This is a genomic window from Haloarcula sp. KBTZ06 (genome assembly GCF_048595605.1).
Taxonomy (GTDB): Archaea; Halobacteriota; Halobacteria; order Halobacteriales; family Haloarculaceae; genus Haloarcula; species Haloarcula hispanica.
Genome location: NZ_CP184339.1, coordinates 342892 through 368806, shown reverse-complemented (window position 1 = coordinate 368806; position 25915 = coordinate 342892). Strand labels below are relative to the sequence as shown.

General features: G+C 61.6%; 29 protein-coding genes. 14 read left to right on the top strand and 15 right to left on the bottom strand.

What is annotated here, in order from left to right; genetic code table 11:
* Positions 1-60 precede the first annotated feature (60 nt).
* Both ACNO8S_RS18235 and ACNO8S_RS18230 read left to right on the top strand, forming a co-directional pair.
* Entirely contained in the window at positions 61-339 is a 279-nt protein-coding gene (locus ACNO8S_RS18235) for a PRC-barrel domain-containing protein (protein ID WP_050006946.1), read from the top strand.
* Between the two features lie 355 nt (positions 340-694).
* Complete coding sequence (locus ACNO8S_RS18230; protein ID WP_050038436.1) at positions 695-874, top strand: hypothetical protein; 180 nt, start codon at positions 695-697, stop codon at positions 872-874.
* 58 nt (positions 875-932) lie between these two features.
* Here ACNO8S_RS18230 and ACNO8S_RS18225 read toward each other — a convergent pair whose 3' ends face one another.
* Positions 933-1427: a hypothetical protein gene (locus ACNO8S_RS18225; protein WP_079980861.1), complete on the bottom strand. Its 495-nt coding sequence runs from the start codon at positions 1425-1427 to the stop codon at positions 933-935.
* A 128-nt stretch (positions 1428-1555) separates the two neighbouring features.
* On the opposite strand from ACNO8S_RS18225, the gene ACNO8S_RS18220 reads away from it, so the two are divergent.
* The 3 genes from ACNO8S_RS18220 to ric all read left to right on the top strand — a co-directional run bounded on the left by ACNO8S_RS18220 (position 1556) and on the right by ric (position 4138).
* The gene (locus tag ACNO8S_RS18220; protein WP_420182924.1) at positions 1556-2023 is read left to right on the top strand and encodes a metal-dependent transcriptional regulator; all 468 of its coding nucleotides are present in this window, start codon (positions 1556-1558) and stop codon (positions 2021-2023) included.
* 263 nt (positions 2024-2286) lie between these two features.
* Positions 2287-3351 carry a DUF2249 domain-containing protein gene (locus tag ACNO8S_RS18215; protein ID WP_420182923.1) on the top strand — a complete coding sequence of 355 codons (1065 nt, stop codon included), beginning with the start codon at positions 2287-2289 and terminating at the stop codon, positions 3349-3351.
* A 76-nt stretch (positions 3352-3427) separates the two neighbouring features.
* A complete protein-coding gene (ric, locus tag ACNO8S_RS18210; RefSeq protein ID WP_014031229.1) occupies positions 3428-4138 on the top strand; it encodes an iron-sulfur cluster repair di-iron protein in 711 nt (236 codons plus the stop codon).
* Between the two features lie 541 nt (positions 4139-4679).
* Here the strand turns inward: ric and ACNO8S_RS18205 are convergent.
* Positions 4680-5270: a TetR/AcrR family transcriptional regulator gene (locus ACNO8S_RS18205; RefSeq protein ID WP_008312200.1), complete on the bottom strand. Its 591-nt coding sequence runs from the start codon at positions 5268-5270 to the stop codon at positions 4680-4682.
* A gap of 178 nt (positions 5271-5448) precedes the next feature.
* Here ACNO8S_RS18205 and ACNO8S_RS18200 point away from each other — a divergent pair, with 178 nt between their 5' ends.
* The 3 genes from ACNO8S_RS18200 (at position 5449) to ACNO8S_RS18190 (ending at position 8259) form a co-directional block, all read left to right on the top strand.
* The gene (locus tag ACNO8S_RS18200; RefSeq protein WP_064289004.1) at positions 5449-6048 is read left to right on the top strand and encodes a TetR/AcrR family transcriptional regulator; all 600 of its coding nucleotides are present in this window, start codon (positions 5449-5451) and stop codon (positions 6046-6048) included.
* Complete coding sequence (locus ACNO8S_RS18195; protein WP_014031232.1) at positions 6048-7517, top strand: MATE family efflux transporter; 1470 nt, start codon at positions 6048-6050, stop codon at positions 7515-7517. Before ACNO8S_RS18200 ends, ACNO8S_RS18195 begins: the two co-directional genes overlap by 1 nt.
* A 73-nt stretch (positions 7518-7590) precedes the next feature.
* Complete coding sequence (locus ACNO8S_RS18190; protein ID WP_191906077.1) at positions 7591-8259, top strand: class I SAM-dependent methyltransferase; 669 nt, start codon at positions 7591-7593, stop codon at positions 8257-8259.
* 11 nt (positions 8260-8270) lie between these two features.
* On the opposite strand, the gene ACNO8S_RS18185 is transcribed toward ACNO8S_RS18190, so the two are convergent.
* The 5 genes from ACNO8S_RS18185 to ACNO8S_RS18165 all read right to left on the bottom strand — a co-directional run bounded on the left by ACNO8S_RS18185 (position 8271) and on the right by ACNO8S_RS18165 (position 14177).
* Positions 8271-8942, bottom strand: a complete 672-nt coding sequence (locus tag ACNO8S_RS18185; RefSeq protein WP_014031234.1) for an AIM24 family protein — start codon at positions 8940-8942, stop codon at positions 8271-8273.
* 140 nt (positions 8943-9082) lie between these two features.
* A complete protein-coding gene (gene ppk1, locus ACNO8S_RS18180; protein ID WP_050038433.1) occupies positions 9083-11596 on the bottom strand; it encodes a polyphosphate kinase 1 in 2514 nt (837 codons plus the stop codon).
* A gap of 4 nt (positions 11597-11600) precedes the next feature.
* Positions 11601-12311 carry a metallophosphoesterase family protein gene (locus tag ACNO8S_RS18175; protein WP_014031236.1) on the bottom strand — a complete coding sequence of 237 codons (711 nt, stop codon included), beginning with the start codon at positions 12309-12311 and terminating at the stop codon, positions 11601-11603.
* Positions 12312-12979: 668 nt separating this feature from the next.
* Positions 12980-13225, bottom strand: a complete 246-nt coding sequence (locus ACNO8S_RS18170) for a hypothetical protein (protein WP_050038431.1) — start codon at positions 13223-13225, stop codon at positions 12980-12982.
* Positions 13226-13331: 106 nt separating this feature from the next.
* The gene (locus tag ACNO8S_RS18165; RefSeq protein ID WP_420182922.1) at positions 13332-14177 is read right to left on the bottom strand and encodes a DUF726 domain-containing protein; all 846 of its coding nucleotides are present in this window, start codon (positions 14175-14177) and stop codon (positions 13332-13334) included.
* 134 nt (positions 14178-14311) lie between these two features.
* On the opposite strand from ACNO8S_RS18165, the gene ACNO8S_RS18160 reads away from it, so the two are divergent.
* Entirely contained in the window at positions 14312-14914 is a 603-nt protein-coding gene (locus ACNO8S_RS18160) for a class I SAM-dependent methyltransferase (protein WP_420182921.1), read from the top strand.
* Between the two features lie 103 nt (positions 14915-15017).
* On the opposite strand, the gene ACNO8S_RS18155 is transcribed toward ACNO8S_RS18160, so the two are convergent.
* From ACNO8S_RS18155 to ACNO8S_RS18145, 3 genes are all read right to left on the bottom strand, one after another.
* A complete protein-coding gene (locus tag ACNO8S_RS18155; RefSeq protein WP_420182920.1) occupies positions 15018-15419 on the bottom strand; it encodes a PIN domain-containing protein in 402 nt (133 codons plus the stop codon).
* A 3-nt stretch (positions 15420-15422) separates the two neighbouring features.
* Positions 15423-15689, bottom strand: a complete 267-nt coding sequence (locus ACNO8S_RS18150; RefSeq protein WP_420182919.1) for an AbrB/MazE/SpoVT family DNA-binding domain-containing protein — start codon at positions 15687-15689, stop codon at positions 15423-15425.
* Between the two features lie 227 nt (positions 15690-15916).
* Positions 15917-17623, bottom strand: coding sequence for a cbb3-type cytochrome c oxidase subunit I (locus ACNO8S_RS18145; protein WP_420182918.1), 1707 nt, complete (start codon positions 17621-17623; stop codon positions 15917-15919).
* A 315-nt stretch (positions 17624-17938) separates the two neighbouring features.
* On the opposite strand from ACNO8S_RS18145, the gene ACNO8S_RS18140 reads away from it, so the two are divergent.
* Positions 17939-18310 carry a cupin domain-containing protein gene (locus ACNO8S_RS18140; protein ID WP_014031243.1) on the top strand — a complete coding sequence of 124 codons (372 nt, stop codon included), beginning with the start codon at positions 17939-17941 and terminating at the stop codon, positions 18308-18310.
* Between the two features lie 117 nt (positions 18311-18427).
* Here the strand turns inward: ACNO8S_RS18140 and ACNO8S_RS18135 are convergent, their stop codons facing one another.
* The 5 genes from ACNO8S_RS18135 to ACNO8S_RS18115 all read right to left on the bottom strand — a co-directional run bounded on the left by ACNO8S_RS18135 (position 18428) and on the right by ACNO8S_RS18115 (position 22947).
* A complete protein-coding gene (locus ACNO8S_RS18135) occupies positions 18428-19351 on the bottom strand; it encodes an LLM class oxidoreductase (protein WP_064289012.1) in 924 nt (307 codons plus the stop codon).
* 49 nt (positions 19352-19400) lie between these two features.
* Positions 19401-20147, bottom strand: coding sequence for an NAD(P)-binding oxidoreductase (locus tag ACNO8S_RS18130; RefSeq protein WP_420182917.1), 747 nt, complete (start codon positions 20145-20147; stop codon positions 19401-19403).
* A gap of 86 nt (positions 20148-20233) precedes the next feature.
* Positions 20234-21232, bottom strand: a complete 999-nt coding sequence (locus tag ACNO8S_RS18125; protein WP_064289122.1) for a DMT family transporter — start codon at positions 21230-21232, stop codon at positions 20234-20236.
* 146 nt (positions 21233-21378) lie between these two features.
* Complete coding sequence (locus tag ACNO8S_RS18120) at positions 21379-22170, bottom strand: aldo/keto reductase (protein ID WP_080510111.1); 792 nt, start codon at positions 22168-22170, stop codon at positions 21379-21381.
* Positions 22171-22326: 156 nt separating this feature from the next.
* On the bottom strand, positions 22327-22947 hold the full coding sequence (locus ACNO8S_RS18115; RefSeq protein ID WP_420182916.1) for a hypothetical protein: 621 nt from the start codon (positions 22945-22947) through the stop codon (positions 22327-22329).
* A 185-nt stretch (positions 22948-23132) separates the two neighbouring features.
* Between ACNO8S_RS18115 and ACNO8S_RS18110 the strand changes: the two genes are divergently transcribed.
* The 4 genes from ACNO8S_RS18110 to ACNO8S_RS18095 all read left to right on the top strand — a co-directional run bounded on the left by ACNO8S_RS18110 (position 23133) and on the right by ACNO8S_RS18095 (position 25874).
* Entirely contained in the window at positions 23133-23471 is a 339-nt protein-coding gene (locus tag ACNO8S_RS18110) for a hypothetical protein (protein WP_252718743.1), read from the top strand.
* Entirely contained in the window at positions 23461-23715 is a 255-nt protein-coding gene (locus ACNO8S_RS18105; protein WP_014031250.1) for a hypothetical protein, read from the top strand. Before ACNO8S_RS18110 ends, ACNO8S_RS18105 begins: the two co-directional genes overlap by 11 nt.
* 130 nt (positions 23716-23845) lie before the next feature.
* Complete coding sequence (locus ACNO8S_RS18100) at positions 23846-24670, top strand: M48 family metallopeptidase (protein ID WP_008312162.1); 825 nt, start codon at positions 23846-23848, stop codon at positions 24668-24670.
* Positions 24671-24869: 199 nt separating this feature from the next.
* Positions 24870-25874 (top strand): alcohol dehydrogenase, encoded by a 1005-nt coding sequence (locus tag ACNO8S_RS18095; protein ID WP_191907495.1) that lies wholly within the window; start codon positions 24870-24872, stop codon positions 25872-25874.
* Positions 25875-25915: the final 41 nt, after the last annotated feature.

Here is a 25915-nt window from a genome sequence, read left to right as displayed (position 1 = left end):
GGGCGTGGGAAGTTGGGGGAGATCAGTATTTTTATGGTAATTTCGGGATGAGTGACTAGTATGCGAACGGTCCTCGCAAACCAGCTCTCCAACGTCCGGGTCGTGAGTACCGATGGCCGCGAAGTCGGCACACTGCAAAACATTACGCTCGATACAGCTACGGGAGAACTTCAGACAATTGTCATCAACAGCGAAGTGCAGGAGATATTCGGCGTTGAGCGGGATTCCGACGGCGACATTCGATTGCCGGCGTCCCTCATCGAATCGAAGCGGGATCACCTGACCATTCAGCCGCCGACAGAACAAAGTGTCGGCGGCGGCGATACTGTGGACTCGTAGGCGACCCGTCGGCTGTTCAAACGGGCCGAAACGAATGCGGTTGGTAGTTGAGTGTATCCGATTGTCGCTGGCTGATGGGGACGAGCGGCGACGGTTACAAGGTGCATTTTGCGAGTTTAGAACGCCCGTTCTGTAGTTCAAAAGCGTGCTTCCGTCGGCGTCAGTCGACAATACGAGGGCTCCGCCCCAGTCGGCGGGACCCGAATCACCATCAAGAGGGTATCCCCGACCAGCCACAGCTATAGTAGCCGTTGGAAATCGTTTCAATTGTTACTATAATTCGGTAGCGGTCTGTCAATGCAGACACGAACAGGTTCGGACAAATGCTCTTTTTTACAAATAGCTGAAAGGGTCTATGGAAGTACTATCGCCTACACAGAACTATCCCGGCGTTGTCCTCGGTGTCCTCTGTGCTGGTGTCGGAGCCGTGTTGCAGGGCGTCGAAAGTAGCGTTCTATGGGGTCTTATCGGGTACTTTGTGGGCAAATCGATACAGAGTACGCTGTGGACGATTACCGGCGAACGGACCTCGTGACCCGAAGACAGTCGGCGCGAGATGCCGACTCGGCCGTGGTGGCGGTCCGTAAAGCCGACTACCCGTTTCGCTTGAAGCTGGCGGCAACCATTGCGGTCAAGACGGCGAGGACGAGCAGTTTGACAGCGACAAGGTGCCCAATCGGTGAAGCGAGCAGCGCTAGAGCGGACAACCCGATGAGGCCGGCAGTCTGGTAGACGCCGGTCACGAATACGACCGAGATAACGACGGGGAGGTGGCGGCGGAACGCGTGTGCCTGTGGTTTCAGCGCCTCGCCAGCGTCGGGTCGGGACCGTACTGTCGGCAAGACGACGAAGTTGTGCCACATCGCGCCGCCGAACCACAGCGAGAACGCGCCGACGTGAGCGAGCCGGACCCCCCAGTCCACGAGTGTCGTCCCCGTTTCCACCCAAGCGAATCCAGTAAGCGAAACGAGGCTGGCGAGGAGCAGCGTGGACCGAACCGACACCGCCCGGCGAGTCGGCGAGCCGTCAGCAATACGTCTGATACCGAGCAACGAGATCGCCCCGTTTTCACCTTCTCCCGTACCCATGAGCAACCCAGTTTTAGGCACACCTAATCAAAACCCTGGGGCCGGAGATGTTCGGTCGATTTCGTACCCGAGACAGAGCGAAGGGGTTCGGGACTACACTTTCCGCAATAGCTGAGAGACCAAGAGATATGTCCTCAGAATCGCAAACAGGGTCCGCTTCGTCGCTCACGCCGTCGGTTTCCGATATCGAGCGGAGCGCAGGCCGATATCTCTTCGCCGTCTCTGTCCTCTCGGAGTCTCCCACGGAGCGGGTTTCGACCGGGGAACTGCAGGAGTTCTTGAACGTGACCCCGGCCAGCGTCACGGAGATGGTGTCGAAACTCGACGAGCGGGGACTGGTGGACTACGAAAAATATCAGGGAGTGACGCTCACGGATCGCGGGGACGCTCTCGCGACGGAGGTTGGGTGGCGTTTCTGCGTCGTTTCCACCTTCTTCGAATCGGTGTTAGATACGACCCTCGACGAAGAGACGGCGTTCGATATCGGCTTCCTCCTCCCGAAAAACGGTGTGTTTCGTCTCCGAAGCCAGGTGGACGGGGCGTGTCTGGCCCTCTGTCCAGAGGTAGACGGCGGTGGCGAACAGTGCGCTCCATAGACGGGGGGTGGCGTCAGCACCCGCTATCGAACCCCTCACCGGTTCGGAACCGCCCGTTCCACGTCGTCTAACAAGTCAGCAGATGAACGTGACGGCGAACGTATTAGCGAGCGGATCCTTGGCCCGTTCTCAGTCTCGAAATGGGTACGACAGTGACGGGATACACTGACTGGGTGCCGTGTAATCGGTGGAGTGATCTGGATGCTGCCGAACCCCTTCGGGACAGGTGACATCAGTCCACTTGTGTACCATCAAGTATAGAGATGCCAAGAGAGATTCAGTTGCGAGACCAGTCGGAAGGACAACGCCGTGAACAGCTCTTCGACGTACTGTCGGGAGCCGAGGTCGGTGATACCATCGAAGTCGTGGCCGACAGGGATATCGATCCCCAGCTGGTGCGCTACCAGCTGGAACAAGGCCGGTCGCTGGAGTGGGAATACGCACATCCCGACGCAGAGCCGCGAGAGCTGCAGGTGACCGTCGGCGAACCGCTCGGGGACGAGTCGCTCCCCACAATCGACGTCCGTGACCTGAAGCCACAACGGCGACACGAGGCGCTTCTGGATATCTTCGATGGTCTGGCGGCGGGTGACGGGTTCGTCCTCGTCAACGACCACGATCCCAAGCCGCTGTACCACGAGCTCAAATCGATGCATGGGGACGTAATCGAGTGGGACTACGCGAGTCAGGGCGGGGGCGAATGGCGGGTCGAGATCGTCAAGACCGACGATTCCGAGGCCACCGATGAAGACATCGTTACGCGGTACGACGTCCGCGAAATCCCCAAACAGGAGCGGCATCCGACGATCCATCACCGATACGGAATGATACCCGAGGGCGGGACGATGGAACTCATCGCCCCACACGAGCCGCGGCCCCTGCAACGGGAGTTCAGACAGCAGTACGGCGACGCGTTCGCCTGGGAGGTCGTCGAATCTGAGCCCGGCCGCTGTCGCGTCCAGATCACGAAAACTGAGAGTACGGGGGAGTCCGGTGAATCGGATACCGCTGCCGATGACGTGTCGGAAGCCCCATCTGACGACGAGTCAGTCGAGATTACCGACGAACTCGATGTCAGAGATCTCCCGCCGGCACAGCGACACGAGCAGATCTTCGAGGCGTACGCCGAACTGGACACCGGGAGCGGATTCGTGCTGGTGAACGACCACGACCCCAAGCCGCTGTACCACCAGTTCGAGGCCGAGGCGGGCCCGGAGTTCCGCTGGACCTACCGCCAGCAGGACCCCGGTGAGTTCAGAGTCCTGATCGGAAAGGCCGAGACGACCGTCGACGAGTCAGCCGACGAAGAGACGGAGGTCCCGTTCTGACCATGGACTACGGGCCCAAACGCCGAGAACAGGGGAACAGAGCGCTCCCTACAACGAACGCAAGTAACAGCTACCAATGACTGAACCAATCGATCCGGACCGACCGCTCGGCGCACTCGTCAGAGAGAACCCGGCGTTCGCTCGCGTCTTCGAAGCAGTCGGGCTCGATTTCTGCTGTGGCGGTGACCAGATGCTCCGGACAGCCTGTACCGAAGCGGACCTCGATCTCGATGCCGTCCGGGAGCAACTGGACGAGGCGCGTCGAAAAAGGGAGGAGCGCGGGGACGAATGGGAATCGATGACTGCCCTCATCGAACACGTCGTCGACAGCCACCATCAGTACCTCCGCGAGGAGCTGCCAGCCCTGGAACAACTCGCTGAGAAAGTTCGGAGCGTCCACGCGGAAGAGCATCCAGAGCTGGCGGACATCGAGCGGGAAGTCCTCGAACTGGCCGAGGAGATGCGTCAGCACACGACAGAGGAGGAACAGGACGTGTTCCCCGTCATCGAGAAGCTCGACAGCGGAGACGAACTCACAGGCAAGGAAAGAGCGCGTCTGGACGAGGCGCTCGCGGACCTCGAATCGGACCACGAAGCGACGGCCGAGCACCTCGAACGGATCGCAGAGCTGAGCGACGGGTACGCGGTTCCGGACGACGCCTGTCCGAGCTATCAGAGCCTGCTCGAACGACTCGAAACACTGGAACAGGACACACATATGCACGTCCACAAGGAGAACAACGTCCTGTTCCCGCAGGTCGAATCACGACTTGCGGGCCAAGTCTGACGGTCAAAAGGCCGATTGGCAGCCTTTAGAGTCCTGCTCATCTCCACCCAGGATTTGTCAACTAATCATTCCGAGGTGTCGAACACGTTCGTACAAAGCATTTTCGTGTACCTGGTCGCAGTCGGGCCTGAATGTGTTTAGGTAAGCCTAAAAATGGAGGACAGACACAGCCCAGAACCCGCCCTCAGCCGTCACAGAGGAGGTGCAGTGTTCGTGATACGTGACCATATTCGGCATCTCCGTCACGTCATCGACGAACAGTCGCTGTCCATACGAGGCGTGATAACACTCGGAGCGTTGCTCTCGCTCCCGATATTCGGAACTGGTGTCCGCACCCTGGGCAGTTCCCTCGGCCTCGGTCGACTCGTCGTTCCGTTGCTAGTCCTCGCGCATGTGCCGGCCGTTATCGCGCTAATCGCCCTCTGGTCGATAAGCTGTGACGTCTGTGGAACCGAGGCTTCAAGGTAACGATAGCCGGTGTCGTCAGGACTCTGTGATGCAGACACACGGTGGCTGAGCGGTGGCGGTACAAGGTGGCTGGTTACCGTAACATCGCGTCGGCGTACTCACTCGCCGTCTGTCGGGCTGTTTCGAGTTCCTCGGTGTCATCCAGCATCACGGCGCGGGTCCGGGCACCGTCGATGATCGTCAGCAGCGAACGGGTAACGTGATCCGCGTCGACGTCGCTGAACACACCCTCGTCGATCCCGTGATTGATGACCGCCTTGAGCATGTACCGAATGTACTCGTCGTTCTGTCGGAACCGGTCGCTGAACGCCTCCTTGTACGGTGCTTGACTCCGCATCTCTAACAGGGCGACCGAGAGATCGGGGTTTTCCTGGGGTTTGACGAGCAGTTCATCGAGCAAGATTTCCAGTCTGGCTTCGGGGTCCGTCGTCTCGACGTCGTGAATCGAATCGACGAACCGCTCCAGCAGATAATCGAGAAAGGCCGCAAGAAGGTCGTCTTTCGTGTCGTAGTAGTAATGCACTGCAGCCGTCGATTTGCCGTACTCGTCCGCGATCCGTTTTATCGTGAGATCGGCGTACCCGTGCTCGCGCAGCGCCCGGTAGGTCGCCTGCATTATCTCCTCGGTCTGGTCCGAGAAGGTGCGGTCCGATGGTCCAGCCATTGAGTAACGGTTTCACCTACGGTTGGATAACCGTTGTGACCCGCATAACATTGAGTACATAAATTATTAGTTAGTAAGTTTTTATCCGCCAGAATAGACGTAATCAATGCCAATCGATCACTTTGTGGATTTCAAAGCGTTTTTGACTAACTAGTTAGTAAGTTCCGTCACAGCCGCCATGGATGACGATACAGCTACCGAGATTCTCGACGCGACGTTCCGCGCCCTCTGCCAGCACGGGTACGCCGCGCTCACGGTCAAAGACATCGCTGCCGAGGCAGACCGGAGCAAAGCGTCTATTCACTACTACTACGACAGCAAAGAGAACCTCTTTACCGAGTTTCTGGACTTCTTGTACGAACGATACACTGCAAAGATAACGGGCGTCGACGGGAGTACACCGCGGGAAGAACTCGATTCGCTGTTGGACACCGTTCTCACTGATGGGCGACAGACGCCCGGTCAGGAGTTCAGAACGGCAATACTCGAAATAAAGGCACAGGCCCCGTACAACGACGCCTTCCGGACACAGCTGGCCAGGTTCGATGCCGTGCTCTTCGACCGGCTGCGGGAAATCATCGCGGCCGGCGTCGAAACCGGGGAGTTCGATAGCAGGGTCGAGCCGGCCGTCGCAGCGGAGTTTCTCGTGACGGCGATTACAGGTGCCCATACCCGACACGTCGCCACAGACCGTTCGATAGACAGATTCAAAGAGACGATTACGCGATACGCTGAGACCCATCTCCTGACGGACACGCCAGCGGAGGCGACCCGCTGATGGGGATTCGAAGTCGCGTTAGTGCGCTGTTCAAGGGGCCCGAGGAGTTCGACCTCACGTCGGGTGGCATCGGGAAGCCGCTGTTTTTCCTCTCGATGCCGATCGTCATCACGAATCTCTTCCAGACCGCGTACAACCTCGCGGACACGTTCTGGCTCGGCCAGTACAGCACGGACGCGCTGGCTGCAATCAGCTTCGCGTTCCCGATGGTGTTCCTCCTCATCTCGCTCGGGATGGGGATATCCGTCGCCGGCAGCGTCCTCGTCGCGCAGTTTACCGGCGCAGGCGAGGAGCGCGACGCCGAGTACGCCGCCTCACAGACGGTCACGTTCGCCGTCATCGTCTCGTTCGTTCTCGGCATCGCGGGCTATCTCGGCGTCGATACGTTTCTGAGCCTGATGGGCGCGTCCGAAGACGTCCTCCCCATGGCGACTAGTTACATGGAGGTCATCTCACTCGGCCTGCTGTTCATGTTCGGCTTCTTCGTCTTCGTCGCGCTCATGCGGGGCTACGGCGACACGATAACGCCGATGCTCGTCATGTTCGGCTCAGTTGTGCTCAACATCATCATCGACCCGTTCCTGATATTTGGCTGGACAGTCGTCGAGAACGCGCCGCTCGTGGGAACTGTCTCGTTCCCCGAACTCGGCATCGAAGGGGCCGCCATCGCGACCGTCTTTTCCCGGGCGCTGGCGCTGGTCGTCGGGCTGGCGATCATGTTCCGGGGGAACCGCGGCGTCCAGATTCACCTCCGCGATATGGCACCGGACCTCTCGTATCTCCGCCGTCTCGTTCGCATTGGCCTACCCGCCTCCGTCGAGGGGACGGGGCGTGCGCTGTCGATGAACCTGCTGTTGGTCATCGTCGCGATGTTCCCGGACACGGTCGTCGCCGCCTACGGCATCGGAACGCGCGTGTTCTCGGTCGTCTTCCTGCCGGCTATCGCGGTCGCTCGCGGCGTCGAGACGATGACCGGCCAGAACATGGGGGCCGACAAACCGGATCGGGCAGCGAAAGCGGCCGGCCTCGCGGCGACGGTGCTTTTCGGCGTGCTCACCCTTGCTGGGGTCCTCGTCTGGTTCACCGCCGCACCGATAGCCGACCTGTTCACGACGGACCCCGAAGTCGTCGAAATCACGACGCAGTTCCTCCGTTACGTTGCGTTGTCCTTCGGCTTCATCGGTATCATGCGGGCCTACACCGGGAGCTTCCGCGGTGCCGGGAAGACGCTCACCGCCGCGGCCATCTCCGTGCTGATGCTCGGAATCATCCGCTTCCCGATTGCGTGGTTCGCCGCTGTGCCGCTCGGCGAGACCGGCATCTGGCTGTCGTTCGCCGTCTCGAACGTCGCAGGGGCGCTCATCGCCTACGGCTGGTATCGACGCGGGACGTGGCGAGACAGCAACCTCACCGAAGCCAAGGTCGATATCGACGAAGCGGGCGTCGAGATGTCGGCTGACGGAGACTGACAGCAGGGTGCGAGCGCGTGTGACACCCTTCGAGTGAACCAATGCTTTCAGGGGAGCCGCCGTTACTGCTGCTATGCCCGCAGAACCGAACGCCAGTCAGAAGCCCGCGTCGCCGCTGTTTGCAGCTATCTACGATCCGGCTACGGCACTCGTTGAGCGGACGCTCTTACGGCCACATCGTGAGTACCTGGTGGCGAATCTGGATGGCACAGTGCTGGACCTCGGCGCTGGAACCGGCGCGATGTTTCCGTATTTCAACAGCGTTGCGAACGCGTCGACGGAGGTTCACGCTATCGAGCCAGACCCGCATATGCGGCGTCAGGCAGAGGAGAAGGCAAACGCGCAGGCCACGCCGATTCATATCGAGTCGGCACCGGCGGAAGCTCTCCCGTACGACGAGGACACGTTCGACGTCGTCATCGCCTCCATGGTTTTCTGTACGATTCCAGAGGTCGAGTCCGCGATAAGTGAAATCGTCCGCGTACTCAAACCCGGCGGCGAACTGCGTTTCTTCGAGCACGTCATCGACGACGGGTGGCGCGCCCGGGTACAGTCAGCCCTCGCACCGCTCTGGAGGCGTCTCGCCGGCGGTTGCCACCTCACCCGACAGACGGGGACGCAGCTCGTCGCTGAACAGTCGTTCGACGTCGTCGAAATCGAGCGACTCAATCTGGGCATAACGCCAATCCGGCCGTTCGTTCGGGGACGGCTCCGCAAGCGCTCGGTGTCTTCGACGCGGTAACTCGGCGGCGATTAGCTCTGACTCTGCGTGACAGACTCCTCCTCGTTTGGCTGGATGACGACAAAGCCGTCGTCACCGGTAAACTCCATCTGGATCGATTCCCCAGAGGTCTGGCCGATTTCGAAGGTCTTGTTCATCTCGATAGACGGCGAGAGATTCGAGCTCCACGCAACGGTCGCGTCCGGGTCGGTGAACACCGGCGGCGTCATCACCAGCGGGTCGCCGTGTGTCGTCAGCGCGACTTCGCCGGGGCCGGTGAGGTAGACGTTCGTCAGGCCGCCAGCAGCCATGCCAGAGAGACTGCCGACAGTGTTGATTTCGTAGTCGATAGTTGATTCGAACGCGAGCACGTCAGTGCCGTTGACCGATATCGATTCTCCGTCATCGAGGGCCAGCACCTGTACCTTCTTGCCGTTCTCGGCCACGTAGAGGTGGCCGCTCCCTTCGGCCTCCATGACTGGCGTCCCTTCGCCGCTCACGGCCTCCTTGACGAAGCCCGTGATACCGCCTTCCGCCGAGGATTTGCCAGTGAACGTGACCTCGCCGGTGTACGCGACCATCGACCCGGCTTTGACCATCACAGTCCCATCGAGTGGGATGTCAAGTAGCCTGTTGTTCTCTTTCTGGAACCCATCGCCACCGTCTGCGGGGGCGTTGGAGCGGACGAATTCCTGTAAGTCCATAGTTACATCGGGACACTCGATAGGCCATGCTCATAGGCCTCGTGAAGGATTAAAACGCATTTTGTGTGAAGCGGTCCCATATTGATGGGCAACGCAGTTACTGAGCCGAAAAGAAACTGAGGAATAGTATAGCCGAATAGCTATTCCGTATCGCTATACAGTCGTTCGAGGAGATCAGTGACGCCAGCTTTGGTTTTGAGGTAGCGCCGCTCTCCATCGGGTGTTCGAACAGCGTAGTTGTACACGACGCTGTCCGGGACGTACCACCGGTCGCTGTATGTGGCCAGAACTTCGTCAGGGTTTCCACCGTCCGTGACTTCAAAAGGTTCGTCAGTTGTATCGGCATCAGAAGCCGTACACTCACCCTCGGATTCAGTCAGTGGTTTCGACTCGGCACCTGTCTCAGTTGGCTGTTCAGTGCCATCACCTGTGATACAGAGGTCACCGGCTATCGGATAGTCACCGGGAATACCTGTAATGAGGTTCTCAGAGCGACCGGCTTTTAGCGCTTCTCGCATCAGGATGTCCTGTGCGCTGATCACGCGCTCGCCGTCGTCCGGATACCGCTGGTGGTACTCGCCGTCGCTGTCCATCTCCCAGAGCTTGCGGTTGTCCGAGAGGAGGAGGTCGAGGGTGAAACGGAGTTGGCGCTGGATTTTGGGGCTTGTCACGGGTGTGACTGCTTCGACCCGGTAATCAAGGTTGCGGGTCATCCAGTCAGCGCTACCGATGTAGTACTCGGGGTCGCCCCAGTCGTCTTCGGTAGCGGGGTCGCCCCGTGCGCCGTTCTCGAAGTAGAAGATACGGGAATGCTCTAGAAAGCGGCCGACGAGCGAGTACACCGAGATGTTTTCGCTGATGCCTTCCAGTCCGGGTCGGAGGCGACAGATATCGCGGACGATGAGGTCGATGTCGACGCCTGCCATCGATGCGCGGTACAGTTCGGCGACGATACCGGGGTCTTCGAGTCCGTTGATTTTTGCGACAATACGGGCAGGCCGACCGGCCTGTGCGTGCTGTGCTTCCCGACGGATGCACCGGGTGAACTCCTTGCGCATGGTCACCGGTGCGATGAGGAGTTCGCGGAACTCCTCGTCCAGCGACGGCCCGGTGAAGAAATTGAACACCTTGGTCAGGTCGCGGCCGATGTCACGGTCGGCGGTCAACAGTCCGAGGTCGACGTATCCCTTCGCCGTCTCGGAGTGATAGTTCCCCGTGCCGATGTGGGAGTACAGTTCGACGCCGTCGTCTTCCTCCCGAACGACCAGCGCCGTCTTCGTGTGGGTCTTCAGCCCCACCGTTCCGTAGGCGACGTGGATACCGTTTTCCTCCAGTTTGCGAACCCATTCGAGGTTGTTCTGCTCGTCGAAGCGGGCCTTCAGTTCGACCATCACCGCCACCTGTTTCCCGTTTTCAGCGGCCGTTATCAGCGACTGGATGATCTGTGAGTCGCTTGCGGTCCGGTAGATAGCTGCTTTCACCGCCAGAACGTCCGGGTCTTCGGCTGCTGCTGAGAGAAACCGCTGGACGGTGTCCGTGAAGTCGTGGTACGGGTGATGCAGCAAGATGTCTCCGTCCTGAATGCGCCGGAAGACACTCGGGTCCGTCGTATCCGGCCTCCCAAACGACTGCTGTCGGTGACCGTTGAGACGGGGGTGTGGCTGTGGCGTCCACTCATCCAGCGAGAGGTCCGGTCGGTCAAGGTCGGTCAACTCCGCGAAATCCCGGTAATCCAGCGGACCCGGGAGGTCGTATATCTCGCGCTCATCGAGACCGAGCTGTGTCGCGAGCGTCGAGCGAATACGGGAGTCGGCGTCGGGGGAGAGTTCCATTCTGACGACCGACGCGAATCGCCGCTGTTCGAGGACGTCTTCGACCATGTCAATGAGGTCCTCGGCAATCTCCTGATTACGTCGGACCTCCGCGTTGCGGGTCAGTCGGAACAGGGCCGTGTCGACGATTTCGACGTTCGGTAACAGTAGATCAAGGTTCGCACGGATGACCTCCTCAAGCAGTACGTATCGAGTATCGTCCCCGAGTTGGACCAACCGCGGCCTGTTCGGCGGAATCTTGATTCGGGTGAACGTCGGGTCCTCGGCGTTCGGATGCCGGGTGAGAACAGCGAGCGAGAGCGACCGATTAGAAATAAACGGGAACGGATGTGCCGGGTCGAACGAAAGCGGTGTCAGGGTCGGCAACACAGACTCCTCAAAGTAGGTTCGCAGTTCAGACTGTTCCGCGGCAGCAGCGTCGTCGTAGTCGAGAATCTCGATACCTTCCGCAGCAAGCGCGGGACGAATCGCGTCGCGGTAACAGCGGGCCTGCGTCGCTAGCATCGGCCGCAGGGTCTCGTGGACCGCCGCCAACTGCTCCTCGGGCGTTCGACCGTCTGGGGCCGTCTCGGTCACGTCGGCTTCTATCTGCTGTTTGAGGCCGCCGATGCGTTTCATCGTGAACTCGTCGAGATTGCGAGTGACGATAGCGAGGAACCGGACCCGTTCCAACAGCGGATTCCGTTCGTCCAGCGCCTCGTGGAGCACGCGCCGCTGGAACGCGAGCGCACTCAATTCACGGTTGAGATACAGCGACGAGTCGGTCAGGTCGACATCCGCTGGCTCGTACGCGGGGATGGCGGGTTCTGAATCGTGGTCCATCGGGTTACGTTGATGTCGGCGGGGCACGCTCCGGGTCGACGATGCTATCGGACGACCGGGCTTCGTGGGTCGTCTCCGGGTCCACCGTGACGAACTCCTGCGTCGAGCACTGGTACGCCGTCAACTGCCCGCCGTAGACGCACCCGGTGTCTAGACCAACCGCAGTAGGTGTCTCGAATGGCTCGGAAAGCACCGTGTGACCGAAGAAGATGCGAGGGTCAGCACGGCGCGTTTCGAACCAGTACGGGCGGTCGTAGCTTCCGTCCGGAACAAGTGAGCGCATGTTCAGCAGTTCAGTCAGTTCGTGCTCCGCGATTGACTTGCGGTGGTCGACGCCACCGTGGACGACCAGCGAATCGTCCCACGAGATTGCCACCGGAAGCGACGCCATCCACGAGAGGTCGTCGTCGGTCAACGACGGAATCGATTTGCGGCCGTCGATGAGTTTCTGCTCGTTGTTGCCACGGACGGTGAGGAAGTTCGGCGTATGCCGGACCATGTCGACGACACCAGCGCTGTCCGGACCTTTTCGGACGAGGTCACCAACGAAGACCACGAGTTCGTCCGGGGTGGGGTCTAACCGGTTCAGGAGGCGTTCGAGGGTCGGACGACACCCGTGGACGTCGCCGACAACGTAGATTTCCTCCCATCTGTGACCGCGGATTCGCTGGTGTGGTGCGCCGAGGTCCGGATGAAACGTCGGTGGTGAAGCCATCTATGTAAGGTCGTTTGTGAAACATCGGTGAATCTGGTATAGGTGCTTTATATGAGTTCTATATAGCTGTATGAGAGCGAATATATGCTCGCCGCCTGCTGTCGAACCAACCGGCAGTGACTGGTTGCTTCTCAGTTACAACAGGGCGGAAGTGACATCCTGATTTTTCAGTCCTCCGGCTGAATCACGGGTATGCCGACAAGCGATTACACTCCCGCCGACACGTTGCGCCCTGCAACGCCGGCGGGCTATCAGTCACCCCAGCCGTTTCGATACCCGCCGCTCGTGATACTCGGTCTCGTGAGTGTGCTGGTACCGGTCGCTGCGGTGGTGTTCGGCGGCATACTCTGGTACGCCCAGGGAACCGCGCTCGACGCCGTTTTTTTCGGTCGACGAAACCGCCACAGGCATCACGTTCACGCTCGCGTCTGGACTGGTCAGCGGGAGCGGCCGGCGACCTCTACTCAGTTGCAACGCTACTCAGAACGCCCGCGGGGTCACTCACGTATGACAGCGATATCCGCCATTCGTATATTTTCTGTCCTGAAGCGTAACCACGGTTTATCTGGACCAGCAACACTGTGACAGCGCACTCAAGCGCTCGTCATTGATGGACATTTCCCCCGAAACGCCAGTCCAACAGGCTCAGCGAGTTCGAGGATTGTGAGTCACCCCTCGACAGCATCTCTGGTGTGTTCGGCGTCCAGCCCGAACAGCAATCCGGCGAGAAACAGCAGTTCGTTGCCGTGATAGTACTGTTCCATTACAAAAGTGATGAGGCCGATATCCGGAGTGGTCGCGCCCAACAGCACTAAGACGAGCGCGAGAGCAGCAGCGAGTCCAGCGACCCATCGGATGACGATACCGGAGAGCAGTCCCACCACAAAGACGACAACAGCAGTGAAGAGGCTCATGTCTCGCTCCAGCGTGTAACAGCCGTTGGTCTGACAGTGGCTTCCATAGGATGAACAACACTTCCGCCATATTTAGTTCTACTAGCAGCAGGAAAATAGAGCTACGTCACTCGATCCCGGCAACGACACGCGGCAGACACCCCTCGCCCGGTTCGAAGTACGAGTAGTGGTCGGCAACGAGGTCAGTGACGTTCACCTCCTGGTAGCCGTCGGGAAGCGGCCCCGCGTCACGAGTGCCAGCGTGGCCTACGGCGTGGGTCCGATCCGATGCCCGGTACACCCACGAAAGGACCTTATCGTTGTGGCTGTAGAAGTTCGACACCGGTGCGTCAACGGCCGCTATGGCGTCGCCGTATCGGCCACCCTGCACCACGCTATCGTAGGGGATAGCGCCGCCAAGCAGTGATACCGAGGCAAGCGCATCCGTCGCCCCCCGCGCAGCTAACGCGCAAAGTGTCTCACCGGTCACTCGCGCGCCAAGCGAATGTGCAAGCAAATGGACGGGCCGCCCGTCGGTTTCGGCCCACTCGACTAGCCACTGAGCGAGGTGGGTACTGTTCGCCTCGGCGTTGTCCTTCGCCTGCTCCCACTCGACATCGGAATCCCAACTGTACGCGATAACCGGTGTGGGCCGTGTTCCGTCGAGTGCTACCTGCGCCGTATAGGCATTGTCGCGCGCCCTCTCGGCGTCGGTACTGAATCCGTGGACGAACAGGAACACCTCCGACGCGTCGTCGAACGACCACATGCCACCAGTCTCGAAGGCTGGCCCCTCCGCCGCGTCGAGGAGCCCGCGCGTAGTGACGACCGGCTGTGAGTCCGGCGCAGTGTACCCGCCCGAGTCGCCTTGTAGCGACCAGTACACGTAGGCACCGCCGCCCCCGAGCAGACCGAGTCCGCTTCCGAGAGCGATGAGCAGCCGCCGTCTGGTCACACCCGTTTGACTGTCCATGGCTAGTAGCTTGTGGATAGGTCACAGGTGTACCGATAAGTCAGTTGAGATTGTCGCGTCCGGAAACGGGAAGCAACGCAAGAGCTGTGTCACAGCCCGCAGGCTTCATGTTTCGGCGGGCGGTTGACGGAGCCATGACGACCTGGGACGAGCGATACCGAGCGGGCACATACCCACAGCGCCCGGACCCACATCCGGTGTTAGAACGATACCTGCCGACCTTTCCACCGGGTCGGGCGCTTGACGTCGCAACCGGGACCGGACGGAACGCGCTCCCGGTCGCAACGGCCGAGTACCGCGTCGATGCGGTCGACCAATCGCGAGCGGGGCTGCACATTGCCCGCGAGAACGCACGCGAAGTGGGCGTCGAAGACGATATCGAGTGGATACAGGCGGACCTCGACTCGTTCGGATACCCGGCGTCGACGTACGACGTCATTACGGTTAGCTTCTATCGCCCCGTCGACCGCCTCCCCGACATTATCGAGGCGCTGGCCGACGGCGGCTGTCTGTTCATCCAGCACCACCTCCGGACGACCGACGACGTGGACGGCGGCCCCTCCGGGGAGCGGTACCGGTTCGCCTCGAACGAACTGCTCAGGGCCGGACTCGGCCTGACGGTGTTGCACTACGACGAGCGCACTGCAACGAGGGACGGGACGACCGCAGCCACCGCCCAACTGGTCGCCAGGAAGTCACAGGGCGGTCGGCAGTCGTATCCGGACATCTCGGAGTAGGGTAGCAGACGGAGACAGGGTGTCAGACAACTCGTCACAGGCTATTGATTTCAGGCAGTGTAGACTGAACAAGCTGCACAGTCGGTCTGCGTATCTACCATCTTCACTCAGAGGGCGCAGGTTCCAACGATGTGCGGTCGAGGCCGACAGTGTCGTAGTCCTGCTCGGTCGAAAGGACTCGCTCTTCGCCGGTTGTGACGAGTCCAGCGTGGAGTGCATCGAACGGGGTGAGATCGTACTCGTCGAGGAACGCTGCGGCGGCCAGAACCGCGTCCTCGTGCTCTTCCGGCACAATTGGGACCAGTTCAAGCAGGTTGGTAATTGCCCGCGGCGCATCGATCTCGTACTCGGCGGCCTCACGGTCGTAGAACAGTACCAGAACCTCGGCGTACGCGAGTATCGAGGTATGTATGTCATCGTGCTCTTCGAGGGCGCGGATTGCAGCGTCCTGAAGCCAGTCGTCGTCCTTCAACAGTGCGGTGAGAAAGTCAGTTTCAACGTACACGACTTACGCCTCGCCATCCTGTGTCCGATCTTTCGCTTCCTCTTGAACCTCTCGTGAGATCGCCTTCCGCGATTCAGTTTTCAGCTTGTCGGCCTCTGTCCCTGCAAAAGCATCGCCAACGGCCGCTCGGAGGCCCTCTAGCGGGTCCTCGTCAACTGGGAAGAGTGCGACGTGGCTCGGGAGTTCAACGATACGATACTGGTCACCGAACCGGTCGCGGACATCCTTCGGGAGGTAGATCCGTCCTCGTTCGTCTGTCGTCTTCGACATGACGTATTCAGCCTTAGTGTGGGAAAGAATAAAAATATTCCCGTAAATATAGTAGATTTCCCGTCCATATTGAGTCGTCCAGTCCGACCAATTTTCAAGCTCATTTACTGCTTGAGTTGTATTGACCGTTTCAAAGTGGGTGTGATAACGGTTCTATACTACTCTAGAGGTGACCGTAGAACCACCAAGACGGGTACCGCGAACGGGAAACCAGAAGAACTCGGAGATCAATCCCCGGCCGGTTCTTCGCCGCCGTCGGCCAGCGTCGGGAGCCGCTCGCGCTCGAACCACGCGAACTCCCGGGGGAACTGGTCCGTCGCCGCTAGGTCCCAGGGGTCGCCGTCCGTGACCAGTGGCCCCTCCAGCCATGAAGTCACGAGGTTCCAGACGAAGATGAGCTGGCCGATGACCAGCAGGACGACACCCAGCGTCGCCAGCTGGTGCAGGAGCGTAAACAGGTCCACCGGGCCAGCGGTCAGAGCGTACGTGGCGTACCGGCGGGGCATCCCGGCGTAGCCGAGCAGGACCATCGGGAAGAACGTGACGTTCGTGCCGACGAGGGTCAGCCAGAAGTGCCACTTCGCCAGCGAGCGCTGGTACCACCGACCTGTGTAGAGCGGGAACCAGTAGTAAATGCCCGCAAAAACAGCGAAGGCGATCCCGCCCATGATGACGTAGTGGAAGTGAGCGACGACGTGGTATGTGTCGTGTAAGATGAGGTCGACGGGGATGGCGGCCTCGAAGACGCCGGTGACGCCGCCGATGATGAAGTTCCCGACGAACCCGACACAGAAGAGGAACGGCGCGGTCGTCCGCAACGCGCCGTTCCACATGGTCGCCATCCAGTTGAAGGTCTTCACCGCGCTCGGGATGGCGATGGCGATAGAGACCGCCATGAACGAGGCCCGTAGTCGAGGGTCCATACCCGTCGCGAACATGTGATGCGCCCAGACGCCAAAGGAGAGAACTCCGAGCGCCAGCGTCGAGTAGACGACGAACTTGAATCCGAACAGCTTCCGGCCACAGAACTTCGGCAGGATGTAGCTCACGAGTCCCATCGGCGGCAGGACGAGGATGTACACCTCGGGGTGGCCGAAGAACCAGAACAGGTGCTGCCACAGCAGCGGGCCGCCGCCGTCGAGCGTGAAGAACGTCGTCCCGAGATTGCGGTCAAGCAGGAGCATGACAAGCGCACTGCCCAGCAAGGGGAAGGCAAACAGGATCTGTGCGGACTGCACCAGGACAGTCCAGGAGAAGATATCGAGGGTGGCCCATGTCACGTCCTCGCTCCGCTCGGTGAAGATAGTCGCGATGAAGTTGATCGCCCCCATCGTCGCCGCGACGCCCGAGAGGTGGAGGCCGAGCAGCATCAGGTCCACGCCGGGGTTCTGCTGTTCGATCGACAGCGGCGTGTACATCGTCCAGGCGGTCTGTGCCGGTTCGATGTTTTCGAGGAACGGCCCGCCGAGGACGCCACCCCAGATGAGCAGCGCCGCCGGCGGCAACAACCAGAACGCGATGGCGTTGATTCGCGGAAACGCCATGTCGTCGGCCCCGATGAGCAGCGGGATCAGGTAGTTCGAGAACGCCGCCAGCATTGGCGTCCCAAACAGGAACAGCATCGTGATGCCGTGGGTCGTCAGGAGGCCGTTGTAGGCACTGGCACTGAGGAAGTCCTCAGCGGGGTACATCAGTTCGAACCGCATCAGAACCACGGCGATACCGCCCCACGCGAACGCGACGACGGCGAACACGCCGTAGAGAATCCCGATATCCTTGTGGTCGACCGTCGTCAGCCACCGGAGAATCCCGCTCGGCTTCTCCGCGTGGGTGCGTTCGTGCGCCCCGTGGCCGCCACCGATCGCAATCGTATACGACCGCCAGTCTTCGATCCGTGCGAGTATCCCAGCGATACCGACGAGCAGTATCGCCATCAGTACTGTCGTCGCCAATGCGCCTACAGACACCATTTGGAGGGTCTTTATACGGACTGCCCGTGGTTCTTATCGGGAAGATGTTCGGAGACAGTTTATATGCATCCAGAGTACGAAGCGGCGCGTCTACAGACGAAGCGGTTCGGGACCGAGGTTTTCCGTCGTGCGGTCGGAACTCCTCGCGATGCACCCACAGCACCGAAACCGACAGCGAGCGAGTGTGCGCACTGGCCGGCGTTCGAGCCAGTCCGCATCGACCAGCCGCGACTTCGGCCCTGTAGTTCTTCGAGACCGCAGTGACGAGGAGGACGCGCGATGACAGCGACCGATTTCGACGCCGTCCGGGAATACGACGACGACCAGTTCTCGGCTGTCGAAGTGTTCCGCAGCGACCGGATGAAAGTCGTCTGTGGCTACTTCGAACCCGGCCAGTTTATTCCGGTGCACGCGCCCGCGAGCGACGTCGCGATACACGTCCAGTCCGGGAGCGGTATCGTCCGTGATGGAGACACGGAGCGGGCGGTCGAGCCGGGCGACGTAGTTGTCGTCGAGGCCGACACCGACCGCGGTGTCAAAGCGGACGAGGATGGTCGGCTGGAGGCGTTACTGGTGACGGCACCGCCGCCGACCGACGCCGAACACGAACCGGTCCGGAAAGGGCTCAAGCAGAACGAGTTCGATCCGTAAGCCCAGCTCAGAGGGCTGTTGCTGGGAAGTCCAAACCGGAATACGGCAGGCAGTCGATTGGATCGACGGAAGCGTCATCCGCCGCGAGTTTCGCAGGAACGGTATCGACAGCTGGAGTCACAGTTCGTCGATGATTTCGCTTGCGAAGGTCGTCATCGCCGCCTCTGGCTCCGCCGCTCGAAGCCCGACGATAACGTGGTCGAGGCCGTGCTCTTCGAGCCGTCGGAAGTACTCTCTGAACCACTCGACGCCGGCACGATAGCCCAGGTGGAGCGGTTCGGGCTCCGCCGTCGGATCAGCAGCGAACTCGACCTGAACGGCAATCGTGAACGGCTTCTCTGACGCGTGGCTCCGCCATGTGTCGAGATACGACTCCAGGGTCGACTCGGGAAGGTGGTAAAATATCCAGCCGTCGCCGTTCTCGGCGATCCACTCCGTGGACTGTCTGGCGTTGCCGGTCGGGAAGAGCGGGAGCGTGTCCGTTGTCGGTTTCGGGAGGACATCGAGTTCTCCGTCGAGGTAGCCCCAGGAGCCATCGAGCGTCGGGTATTCCTCGCGCCAGAGCACGCGAAGCGCCTCGACGCTTTCGCGGACGAGTTGGCCCCGGTTCTCGGGGTCGACGCCGAACGCCGGATACTCCGGGTCGCGGTCGCCCGAGGCGACGCCCAGCACGAGACGGCCGTCGGAAAGCCGGTCGACGGTCGCAGCCGATTTCGCCATGTGGAGGGGATGGCGCAGCGGGAGAACGATACTCGCGGTGCCAAGCGCCACCGACTCGGTGTGGGCGGCGACGTGGGACAGCAGGGACCACGGGTCGAAGGCCCCGCCGGCGTCCCCGAACCGCGGCCAGTACGTCGGCACGTCTCGCGCCCAGAGCGCGTCGAAGCCGACGGCTTCGGCGTGGCTTGCGAGCCGGAGTTCGGCGTCGATATCCGGCGTCGACTCCGTTTCGCCCGTGAGCGGGAACCCGAGGCCGAACGAGAGGTCGTCCCCCTCGAACAGCCGCCGATAGCCAGCGTTCGCGTGGTCCACGTCAGTCATCAGCCGCCTTTCACGCTGGAGGCGTATTTGCACACGGGTGGATTGCCCACTACGGGCCGTCGTCCGGGGTATCAACTGCCACGGTCTCCGACGCCCCACTCCGGGGAAGCCGCCACTCGATATCCAGCGCACGGTCCGGGAACGACGGCTTGGCAACGACTTCCAGCGTCCGGTCCTCAGCCGCCGGCGTGACGGGTGACGCAACCATCAGTCGGGCCACGTCGGCCCGCGAAACGCTGCCCCAGAGCTTCGCTCCGGGCTCGGCGACGGAGACGGTGTCAGTTCGCGGTCCGTTCGTGAGCACGCCCGGGCGGAGGATCGTGTGTCGAACCGGAGCGTCGCGAATCGCGGCCTCGGCCTCCGCTTTCGCACGTTGTATCGGCTGGATGACGACGTCGAAGGCCGTCGCGAGCGGACTGGCCGGCTCGTCGCCCACGCCGATAGCGGATTCCATGACGAACGCATCGACGCCAGCGTCGACGGCCGCATCGAGGAGATTGATCGTCCCCGCACCGTCGACGTACTCCTCTCTGGCCCAGACGTCCGTGATGTTCGAGCCGACGGCGCTCAGGACGACATCAACGTCCGACAGCGCCTCGGCCAACGCAGTCGGGTTCAGCAAGTCGTCGACGACGACCTCGTCAGCGCCGGCCGCCTGCAGGTCGTCTGTTTTCGACGGTGTGCTGGTCAGTGCTCGGACCGTCGGCACGCGCGAACTGAGCAGTCGGAGCGTCGCGCGCCCGGTCCCGCCGCTGGCTCCGGCGACGAACACCGTCTCCACGTCGGAAGGGTCCATATCGTGGCTTGGGGCTGCCGGTACATGATTGGCTGGGCCTGTTTCGTCACATCCAGATCGTGATCGCTCTACTGCAACCGCAGACGTCAGTCGTCACACGGCGGTGTCTGCTGGGACGAGGATGTCTCCTCGAAGCGGTGATAGAGCCGGCGCAGTTCCATGCGGATGGTCACACGCTCGATGAGAGCGAAGCCCGCAACGACGACCAGGAAGCCGACGAACGTCCACAGTGACACCGACGAGCCCAGCAGTACCCAGCCCATGAGCGCGGCGAAAATCGGCACGACGTACGCGACCAGATTCGCACGGACCGGGCCGATACGCTTGATGAGGCCGAAGTAGATGGCGTACGCGACTGCCGTCGAGGGGATGCCCACGGCCACGATGCTCGCAATCGTTTCGGGGCCGATGCCGATGACGGCCGTAGGTGGCTCCCCGGCCAGCAGGCTCGCGATGTGGAGCAACACCGCGCCGACAGCCATCGCCCACGCAGTCAGCGGTGTACTGTCCATCTGGGGGCCGACACGCTGGAGGAGCACGCTACCGAGTGCAACGGCCGCTGCCGCGCCGAGGACCAGAAGTTGCCCGATGGCGCTCGCATCGGTGAACGTCGACGGCGACGGCTGCACGATGAGGATAACGCCGCTCAGCGCGATACCGATACCGAGCGCACCGAGCCACGATAGTCGGTCACCCAGCAGCCACCAGGCGAACACGGGGGCGAGTATCGGGTTCAGGCCGTACATCACGGACGCCGCTGCGGGCGTGGTCGCGCCCTGACCGAGGAACAACAGCCCGTTGTTGAGTGCGATCAGGAACAGCGCCGCCATCCCGATTCCAACGAAGTCCGCGCGCGTCCGTGGCAGCCACGTCGACCGGGGCCGGGTAAGGACGATGTAGCCAAGCAGCGTCACCGCTGCCAGGTCGAACCGGAGACCGGCAAACAGCACCGGTGGCAGCTCACGGAGCCCGGTTTTGATCGCGACGAACGAGCCACCGAACAATACCGCGAGTAGGACGAAAAGCGCGGTGTCACGGTAGCGGGCCGGGAGTGAGGGACGATCAGAAAACGTGGACCGCAGCATCGGCCAGGTCAGTTGGACCACCCGTTAGAGCGAAGATATCTCATTACCTGTGTAACGGGTCGAAATGTGAAGAGGGCTGTGGGAGACGTGGTGTCACGGACCGACAGTCGTATCGGCAACTCCCACCGGGAAAGATCGAAATCGATTCAGTCCCAGGCGGCGGGCGACCAGTCCGGATCGACGCGTCGGTCGACCGTGTCAATGCTGTCGATACGGTCGATTTCGGCGTCCGTCAGGGACAGGTCGAGGCTCGCCAGGTTATCGGTGATGTGGGCTTCGCTCGTGGCTTTCGGGATCGCCGTCACGCCCTTCTCGCGGAGCCACGCGAGGCTGACCTGCGCTTCGCTCGCGTCGTGGTCGTCGGCGATGGCTTCGATGACGTCGTGACCGAACACTTCACCGCGTGCCAGCGGGGAGTACGCCACCAGTTCGTAGTCCTGTTCCGCCGCGTGCTCGCGGAGTTCCGACTGCTGGAGGAACGGGTGCGTCTCGACCTGGTTCGCAAACACCGGAGCATCGAGCACGTCCATCGCCGTCTCGACGTGGTGCGGTTCGAAGTTCGAGACGCCGACGTTGTCGATCAAGCCGCGGTCGACGAGTTCGTCGAACGCCGGAAGCGTCTCCTCGGGTTCGTACTCGCCCGCCGCCCAGTGGACGTACAGCAGATCCACCGAATCGACGCCGAGTTTGTCGAGGCTCTCCTCGGTCGTCTCGATCACGTCGTCGTGCGAGAGGTTCGAGATCCAGACCTTCGTCGCCAGGAAGATATCGTCGCGGTCCACGTCAGCCGCAGCGAGACCGTCGCCGACGGCGCTTTCGTTGTCGTAGGCCTGTGCGGTGTCGATATGGCGGTAGCCGGCCTCCAGCGCCGTCCGGACGCTTTCCGCACACTGTTCTGCGTCGTCGTTCTGCCACGTTCCGAGACCGAGCATCGGCATGCCGCTCGCTCGTGGACCGCCGTCTGTCGAGGACTGTTGCTGAGTCATTATCGGATACCGGAGCTTGCGACTTTAAGCCGTTTGGAAGCCGGCGGGTAGCGCCGACTATCGGACGGACAGCAGATTGACTGGCTACTACAGGTAGTGTACGGTCGTTCAGAAGCCATAGGACCCGAAAATCCAGAGCGCGACGACGGGCGATGCGGCGAGGAACGTGCCAAGAACGACCGTCCCGAGAACCGTCTCCCACCCCAGGCCCCGAACCGGTCGCTCGTACCGCCACAGTTGGACCGCAACGTAGACACCGGCGGTGACCACCCCGCCGAGCAGCAAAAACGGCGGAAACCCGAGTGACGGAAACGGCGGGAAGCCCATCGCCGGAAACGGGTCCGAACCACTCGAAGCCGCGAAATCGAGACCGATGCCGACAGCGCCGACGGCGGTGGCCGCGACGACGTACGAGATGCCAGCGATGACGTGCCGGAGTGCTGCAGCCAGCCCGAACGGCTCTGCGTCGGTCGGCAACACCTCCGGGGCCGCGTAACTACCGATTCCAGTGTAGAGGAACGGGACGGTCAGCACACCGACGGCGACGGCATACGGAAGGACCGACGAGATCGCGACGATGAGAACTGCCATGGTCAGGGCATACGTGCGTCCGGTCGCGCCCCCGAGAACCAGGGTCGGGACGAACAGCACAGCGATCGCCACCAGGGCAAACAGACAGAGCGGGACGGAGTAAGGCCGGAACCGCCCGACAAAACGGGAGAGAGACATGCCAGGGTCGTTTCGAACCCAAGCGCATAGGTTTTCGGCTCTCCAGTGAGAGTCGGAGTCAGCATACTTTTACGCTCCGTTGCGGTATCGTGACAGCAGAACGTCACTATCGCGGGTGAACCGCGCTATCACTGAGTCCTGTCCCGGCCTGACTCTACCCGGTGGTCGCCGGACTTTGCCAGACCGTGTTCCCACCCGAAACGTCCGAGGGAGTCGCAGCAGCGACCATCCTGAACCGAGAGGAAGCTGTCCCGGAGTCGCTCCCGGCGGCAGAGCTTGAAAACGTGCAACTCCTCCCCCACCGGACGGACCTCCTCGAATACATGCCGACCAGCGCGACCGCCGCCGAGTTCGGGACCGGAGACGGTTCGCCGAATCAATCGTCCGGGTCACGCGGCCGGAGACGCTCTCTCTGGTCGATGAGTGGGAAAGCGACGAGGAGCGCCAGGCTGTTGAGCGGCGCTGTAGCGAGCACGGGGTGCTGTCCGTCTGCGGGACGCTGGGCCCATCTCCGTGCTCCGTGATGCCGACACCGACTCGCTCGACTGGGTGTATATCAACAGCTCCCACGAGTATGAGGCGACGCTGGCCGAACTCAGAGAGCCAGCGGGCCGTCACAGCGGACGGCTAATCGCGGGCGACGACTACAAAATCGTGAACGGCGTCATCCCTGCCGTCCACCAGTTCTGTGCGGAGACCGACTGGCGGCTGGCGTCTCTCACGCTCGAAACGCACGGCCGTCGGAGTTACGCACTCCGCAAAGCATAATGACCGACCGCTGTGTGGACTGAATCGACGAATTTCCCCGGAATCGTCACCGTACCTGTGGCTAAAACCCAGTGACACGAGCGGCATCGTCGGCCAGACGGTTTATACGGCCGGACGGACTTGACCCTGTATGGCAGACTTCGGATTACAGGTGCGGATGCTCGTCGTCGGTGCGATTCTGTTCGCGTTCTACGTTTTCGCCGGCACGGCACTGTCGGTGCTGTTGGGCCTGCCGCTCGTCCCGGTGCTCCTCGTCGGAATCCTCGTGGTGCCGGCGATCCAGTACAAACTCGGGAAGTGGCTGGCACTCCGTGGCGCGGAGGATATGCCGGACGACCAGCGGTTCGGCTACGTCCACCAGATGGTCCGGCGGCTCTGCAGAGATATGAATATCGAGGAGCCCCGGCTGATGGTGATGGACATGGGCGTGCCCAACGCCTTCGCGGTCGGACGGAAAGGTGCGGGTGTCGTCGTCGTGTCGAGCGAACTGATGCAACTCCTCGACGACGACGAACTGGAGGGCGTGATCGCACACGAACTGGCCCACATCAAGAACCGGGACGTCATCACGATGGTCGTCGGCCAGTCTATCGGGATGCTCGTCGGCTACGTCGCCTACTTCGCGGTACTGTTCGGCGGCGAGCGAAACGTTGGCTCCTGGATCATGGCGATGATCGCCTCCTCGCTCGCGAACGCGCTGGTCATGGTGTTCGTGCTGGCTATCTCACGGTATCGGGAGTACGTCGCCGACGCGGACGCGCGCCGCGCCATCGGCACCGGCGAGCCGCTGGCCCGTGCGCTCGAAAAAATCTCTCGCGGTGCTGAAGGACGCGAATCGAAAGTCGAGGACAGCATGAACGCCCTCTGTATCTTCAACGCCGACAAGGGGCTGTTCGAGAAACTGTTCTCGACCCATCCCCCGACTGAGAAGCGCATTCAGCGGCTCCGGTCCTGATACTGCCGGCTGTAACTATTTCAAGGTATTTGCCACCCCGAGGTGGCGAGATTCTTCACAGACGTACAGCTGGCAGTATGAATCGGGAGGCGGACTGAACCGATTGGCACGGCTGTATCGCAGCCGACGCTCTCGTACAACTCTCTGGTAACTGGCCGCTTATCCGCGTCGAGCCGGAAGTATCGCTATGTCAGACACAATGCGAGCGGCGGTCGTGCCTGAGGCAGGGGCAGACTTCGAGGTCGTCGAACGGGACGTGCCCGAACCCGACCCGGGCGAGGTACGGGTCTCGGTCGACGCCTGTGGCATCTGTCACAGCGACGTGTTCACGAAAGAGGGGACCAACCCGGTCGTCTCCTATCCGCGGGTTCCCGGCCACGAGGTGGCTGGACACGTCGATGCCGTCGGCGACGCTGTCGACGCCTGGGACGTGGGCGACAGGGTCGGCGTCGGCTGGCACGGCGGCCACTGTTCGACGTGTGAGCAGTGTCGACAGGGGAACTTCCTCCAGTGTGAGAACGGCGAGATCACTGGGCTGAGCTACGACGGCGGCTACGCCGAGTACATGACTGCACCGTCGGAAGCGCTCGCCAAGATTCCGGAGGCGCTGGACGCGGCGGCCGCAGCGCCGTTGCTCTGTGCGGGCGTGACGACGTTCAACGCGCTGCGGAACAGCGATGCGAACGTCGGAGATCTGGTCGCGGTGCAGGGCGTCGGCGGACTCGGTCACCTCGGGGTCCAGTATGCTCACGCGGCCGGCTTCGAGACGGCCGCCATTTCCCGAACGCCGGAGAAGGAATCGCTGGCGAAAGAGCTGGGAGCCGACCACTTCATCAACGCGGCGGACGTGGATGCCGGCCAGCGGCTACAGGAACTCGGTGGGGCCGACGTCGTGCTGGCGACGGCACCGTCGAGTGACGCCATCAGTTCTATCGTCAGCGGAATCGGCGTCGATGGCTCAGTCGTAGTCGTCGGCGTTCCCGGCGAGCCAGTGGAAGTGAGCGCACAGCAGCTCGTCCAGAGCCGGGGCGGTGTCGAAGGCTGGGCCTCCGGACACGCACGCGACTCACAGGACACGCTGGAGTTCAGTTCGCTCCGTGACATCGCGCCGGAGATAGAGACCTACCCGCTCGAAGACGTCAACGAAGCATACGGGCGGATGATCGACAACGAAGCGCGGTTCCGGGCCGTGCTGGAACTGTAATCGAGCAGGTCTCGATATCGGTTGAAGCGCGTCTATACGCC

Bases quoted from the DNA above. Each gene is read 5' to 3' on its own strand.
- ACNO8S_RS18235 (WP_050006946.1), top strand. From the start codon at position 61: ATGCGAACGGTCCTCGCAAACCAGCTCTCCAACGTCCGGGTCGTGAGT.
- ACNO8S_RS18230 (WP_050038436.1), top strand. From the start codon at position 695: ATGGAAGTACTATCGCCTACACAGAACTATCCCGGCGTTGTCCTCGGT.
- ACNO8S_RS18225 (WP_079980861.1), bottom strand. From the start codon at position 1,427: ATGGGTACGGGAGAAGGTGAAAACGGGGCGATCTCGTTGCTCGGTATC.
- ACNO8S_RS18220 (WP_420182924.1), top strand. From the start codon at position 1,556: ATGTCCTCAGAATCGCAAACAGGGTCCGCTTCGTCGCTCACGCCGTCG.
- ACNO8S_RS18215 (WP_420182923.1), top strand. From the start codon at position 2,287: ATGCCAAGAGAGATTCAGTTGCGAGACCAGTCGGAAGGACAACGCCGT.
- ric (WP_014031229.1), top strand. From the start codon at position 3,428: ATGACTGAACCAATCGATCCGGACCGACCGCTCGGCGCACTCGTCAGA.
- ACNO8S_RS18205 (WP_008312200.1), bottom strand. From the start codon at position 5,270: ATGGCTGGACCATCGGACCGCACCTTCTCGGACCAGACCGAGGAGATA.
- ACNO8S_RS18200 (WP_064289004.1), top strand. From the start codon at position 5,449: ATGGATGACGATACAGCTACCGAGATTCTCGACGCGACGTTCCGCGCC.
- ACNO8S_RS18195 (WP_014031232.1), top strand. From the start codon at position 6,048: ATGGGGATTCGAAGTCGCGTTAGTGCGCTGTTCAAGGGGCCCGAGGAG.
- ACNO8S_RS18190 (WP_191906077.1), top strand. From the start codon at position 7,591: ATGCCCGCAGAACCGAACGCCAGTCAGAAGCCCGCGTCGCCGCTGTTT.
- ACNO8S_RS18185 (WP_014031234.1), bottom strand. From the start codon at position 8,942: ATGGACTTACAGGAATTCGTCCGCTCCAACGCCCCCGCAGACGGTGGC.
- ppk1 (WP_050038433.1), bottom strand. From the start codon at position 11,596: ATGGACCACGATTCAGAACCCGCCATCCCCGCGTACGAGCCAGCGGAT.
- ACNO8S_RS18175 (WP_014031236.1), bottom strand. From the start codon at position 12,311: ATGGCTTCACCACCGACGTTTCATCCGGACCTCGGCGCACCACACCAG.
- ACNO8S_RS18170 (WP_050038431.1), bottom strand. From the start codon at position 13,225: ATGAGCCTCTTCACTGCTGTTGTCGTCTTTGTGGTGGGACTGCTCTCC.
- ACNO8S_RS18165 (WP_420182922.1), bottom strand. From the start codon at position 14,177: ATGGACAGTCAAACGGGTGTGACCAGACGGCGGCTGCTCATCGCTCTC.
- ACNO8S_RS18160 (WP_420182921.1), top strand. From the start codon at position 14,312: ATGACGACCTGGGACGAGCGATACCGAGCGGGCACATACCCACAGCGC.
- ACNO8S_RS18150 (WP_420182919.1), bottom strand. From the start codon at position 15,689: ATGTCGAAGACGACAGACGAACGAGGACGGATCTACCTCCCGAAGGAT.
- ACNO8S_RS18145 (WP_420182918.1), bottom strand. From the start codon at position 17,623: ATGGCGATACTGCTCGTCGGTATCGCTGGGATACTCGCACGGATCGAA.
- ACNO8S_RS18140 (WP_014031243.1), top strand. From the start codon at position 17,939: ATGACAGCGACCGATTTCGACGCCGTCCGGGAATACGACGACGACCAG.
- ACNO8S_RS18135 (WP_064289012.1), bottom strand. From the start codon at position 19,351: ATGACTGACGTGGACCACGCGAACGCTGGCTATCGGCGGCTGTTCGAG.
- ACNO8S_RS18130 (WP_420182917.1), bottom strand. From the start codon at position 20,147: ATGGACCCTTCCGACGTGGAGACGGTGTTCGTCGCCGGAGCCAGCGGC.
- ACNO8S_RS18125 (WP_064289122.1), bottom strand. From the start codon at position 21,232: ATGCTGCGGTCCACGTTTTCTGATCGTCCCTCACTCCCGGCCCGCTAC.
- ACNO8S_RS18120 (WP_080510111.1), bottom strand. From the start codon at position 22,170: ATGCCGATGCTCGGTCTCGGAACGTGGCAGAACGACGACGCAGAACAG.
- ACNO8S_RS18115 (WP_420182916.1), bottom strand. From the start codon at position 22,947: ATGTCTCTCTCCCGTTTTGTCGGGCGGTTCCGGCCTTACTCCGTCCCG.
- ACNO8S_RS18100 (WP_008312162.1), top strand. From the start codon at position 23,846: ATGGCAGACTTCGGATTACAGGTGCGGATGCTCGTCGTCGGTGCGATT.
- ACNO8S_RS18095 (WP_191907495.1), top strand. From the start codon at position 24,870: ATGCGAGCGGCGGTCGTGCCTGAGGCAGGGGCAGACTTCGAGGTCGTC.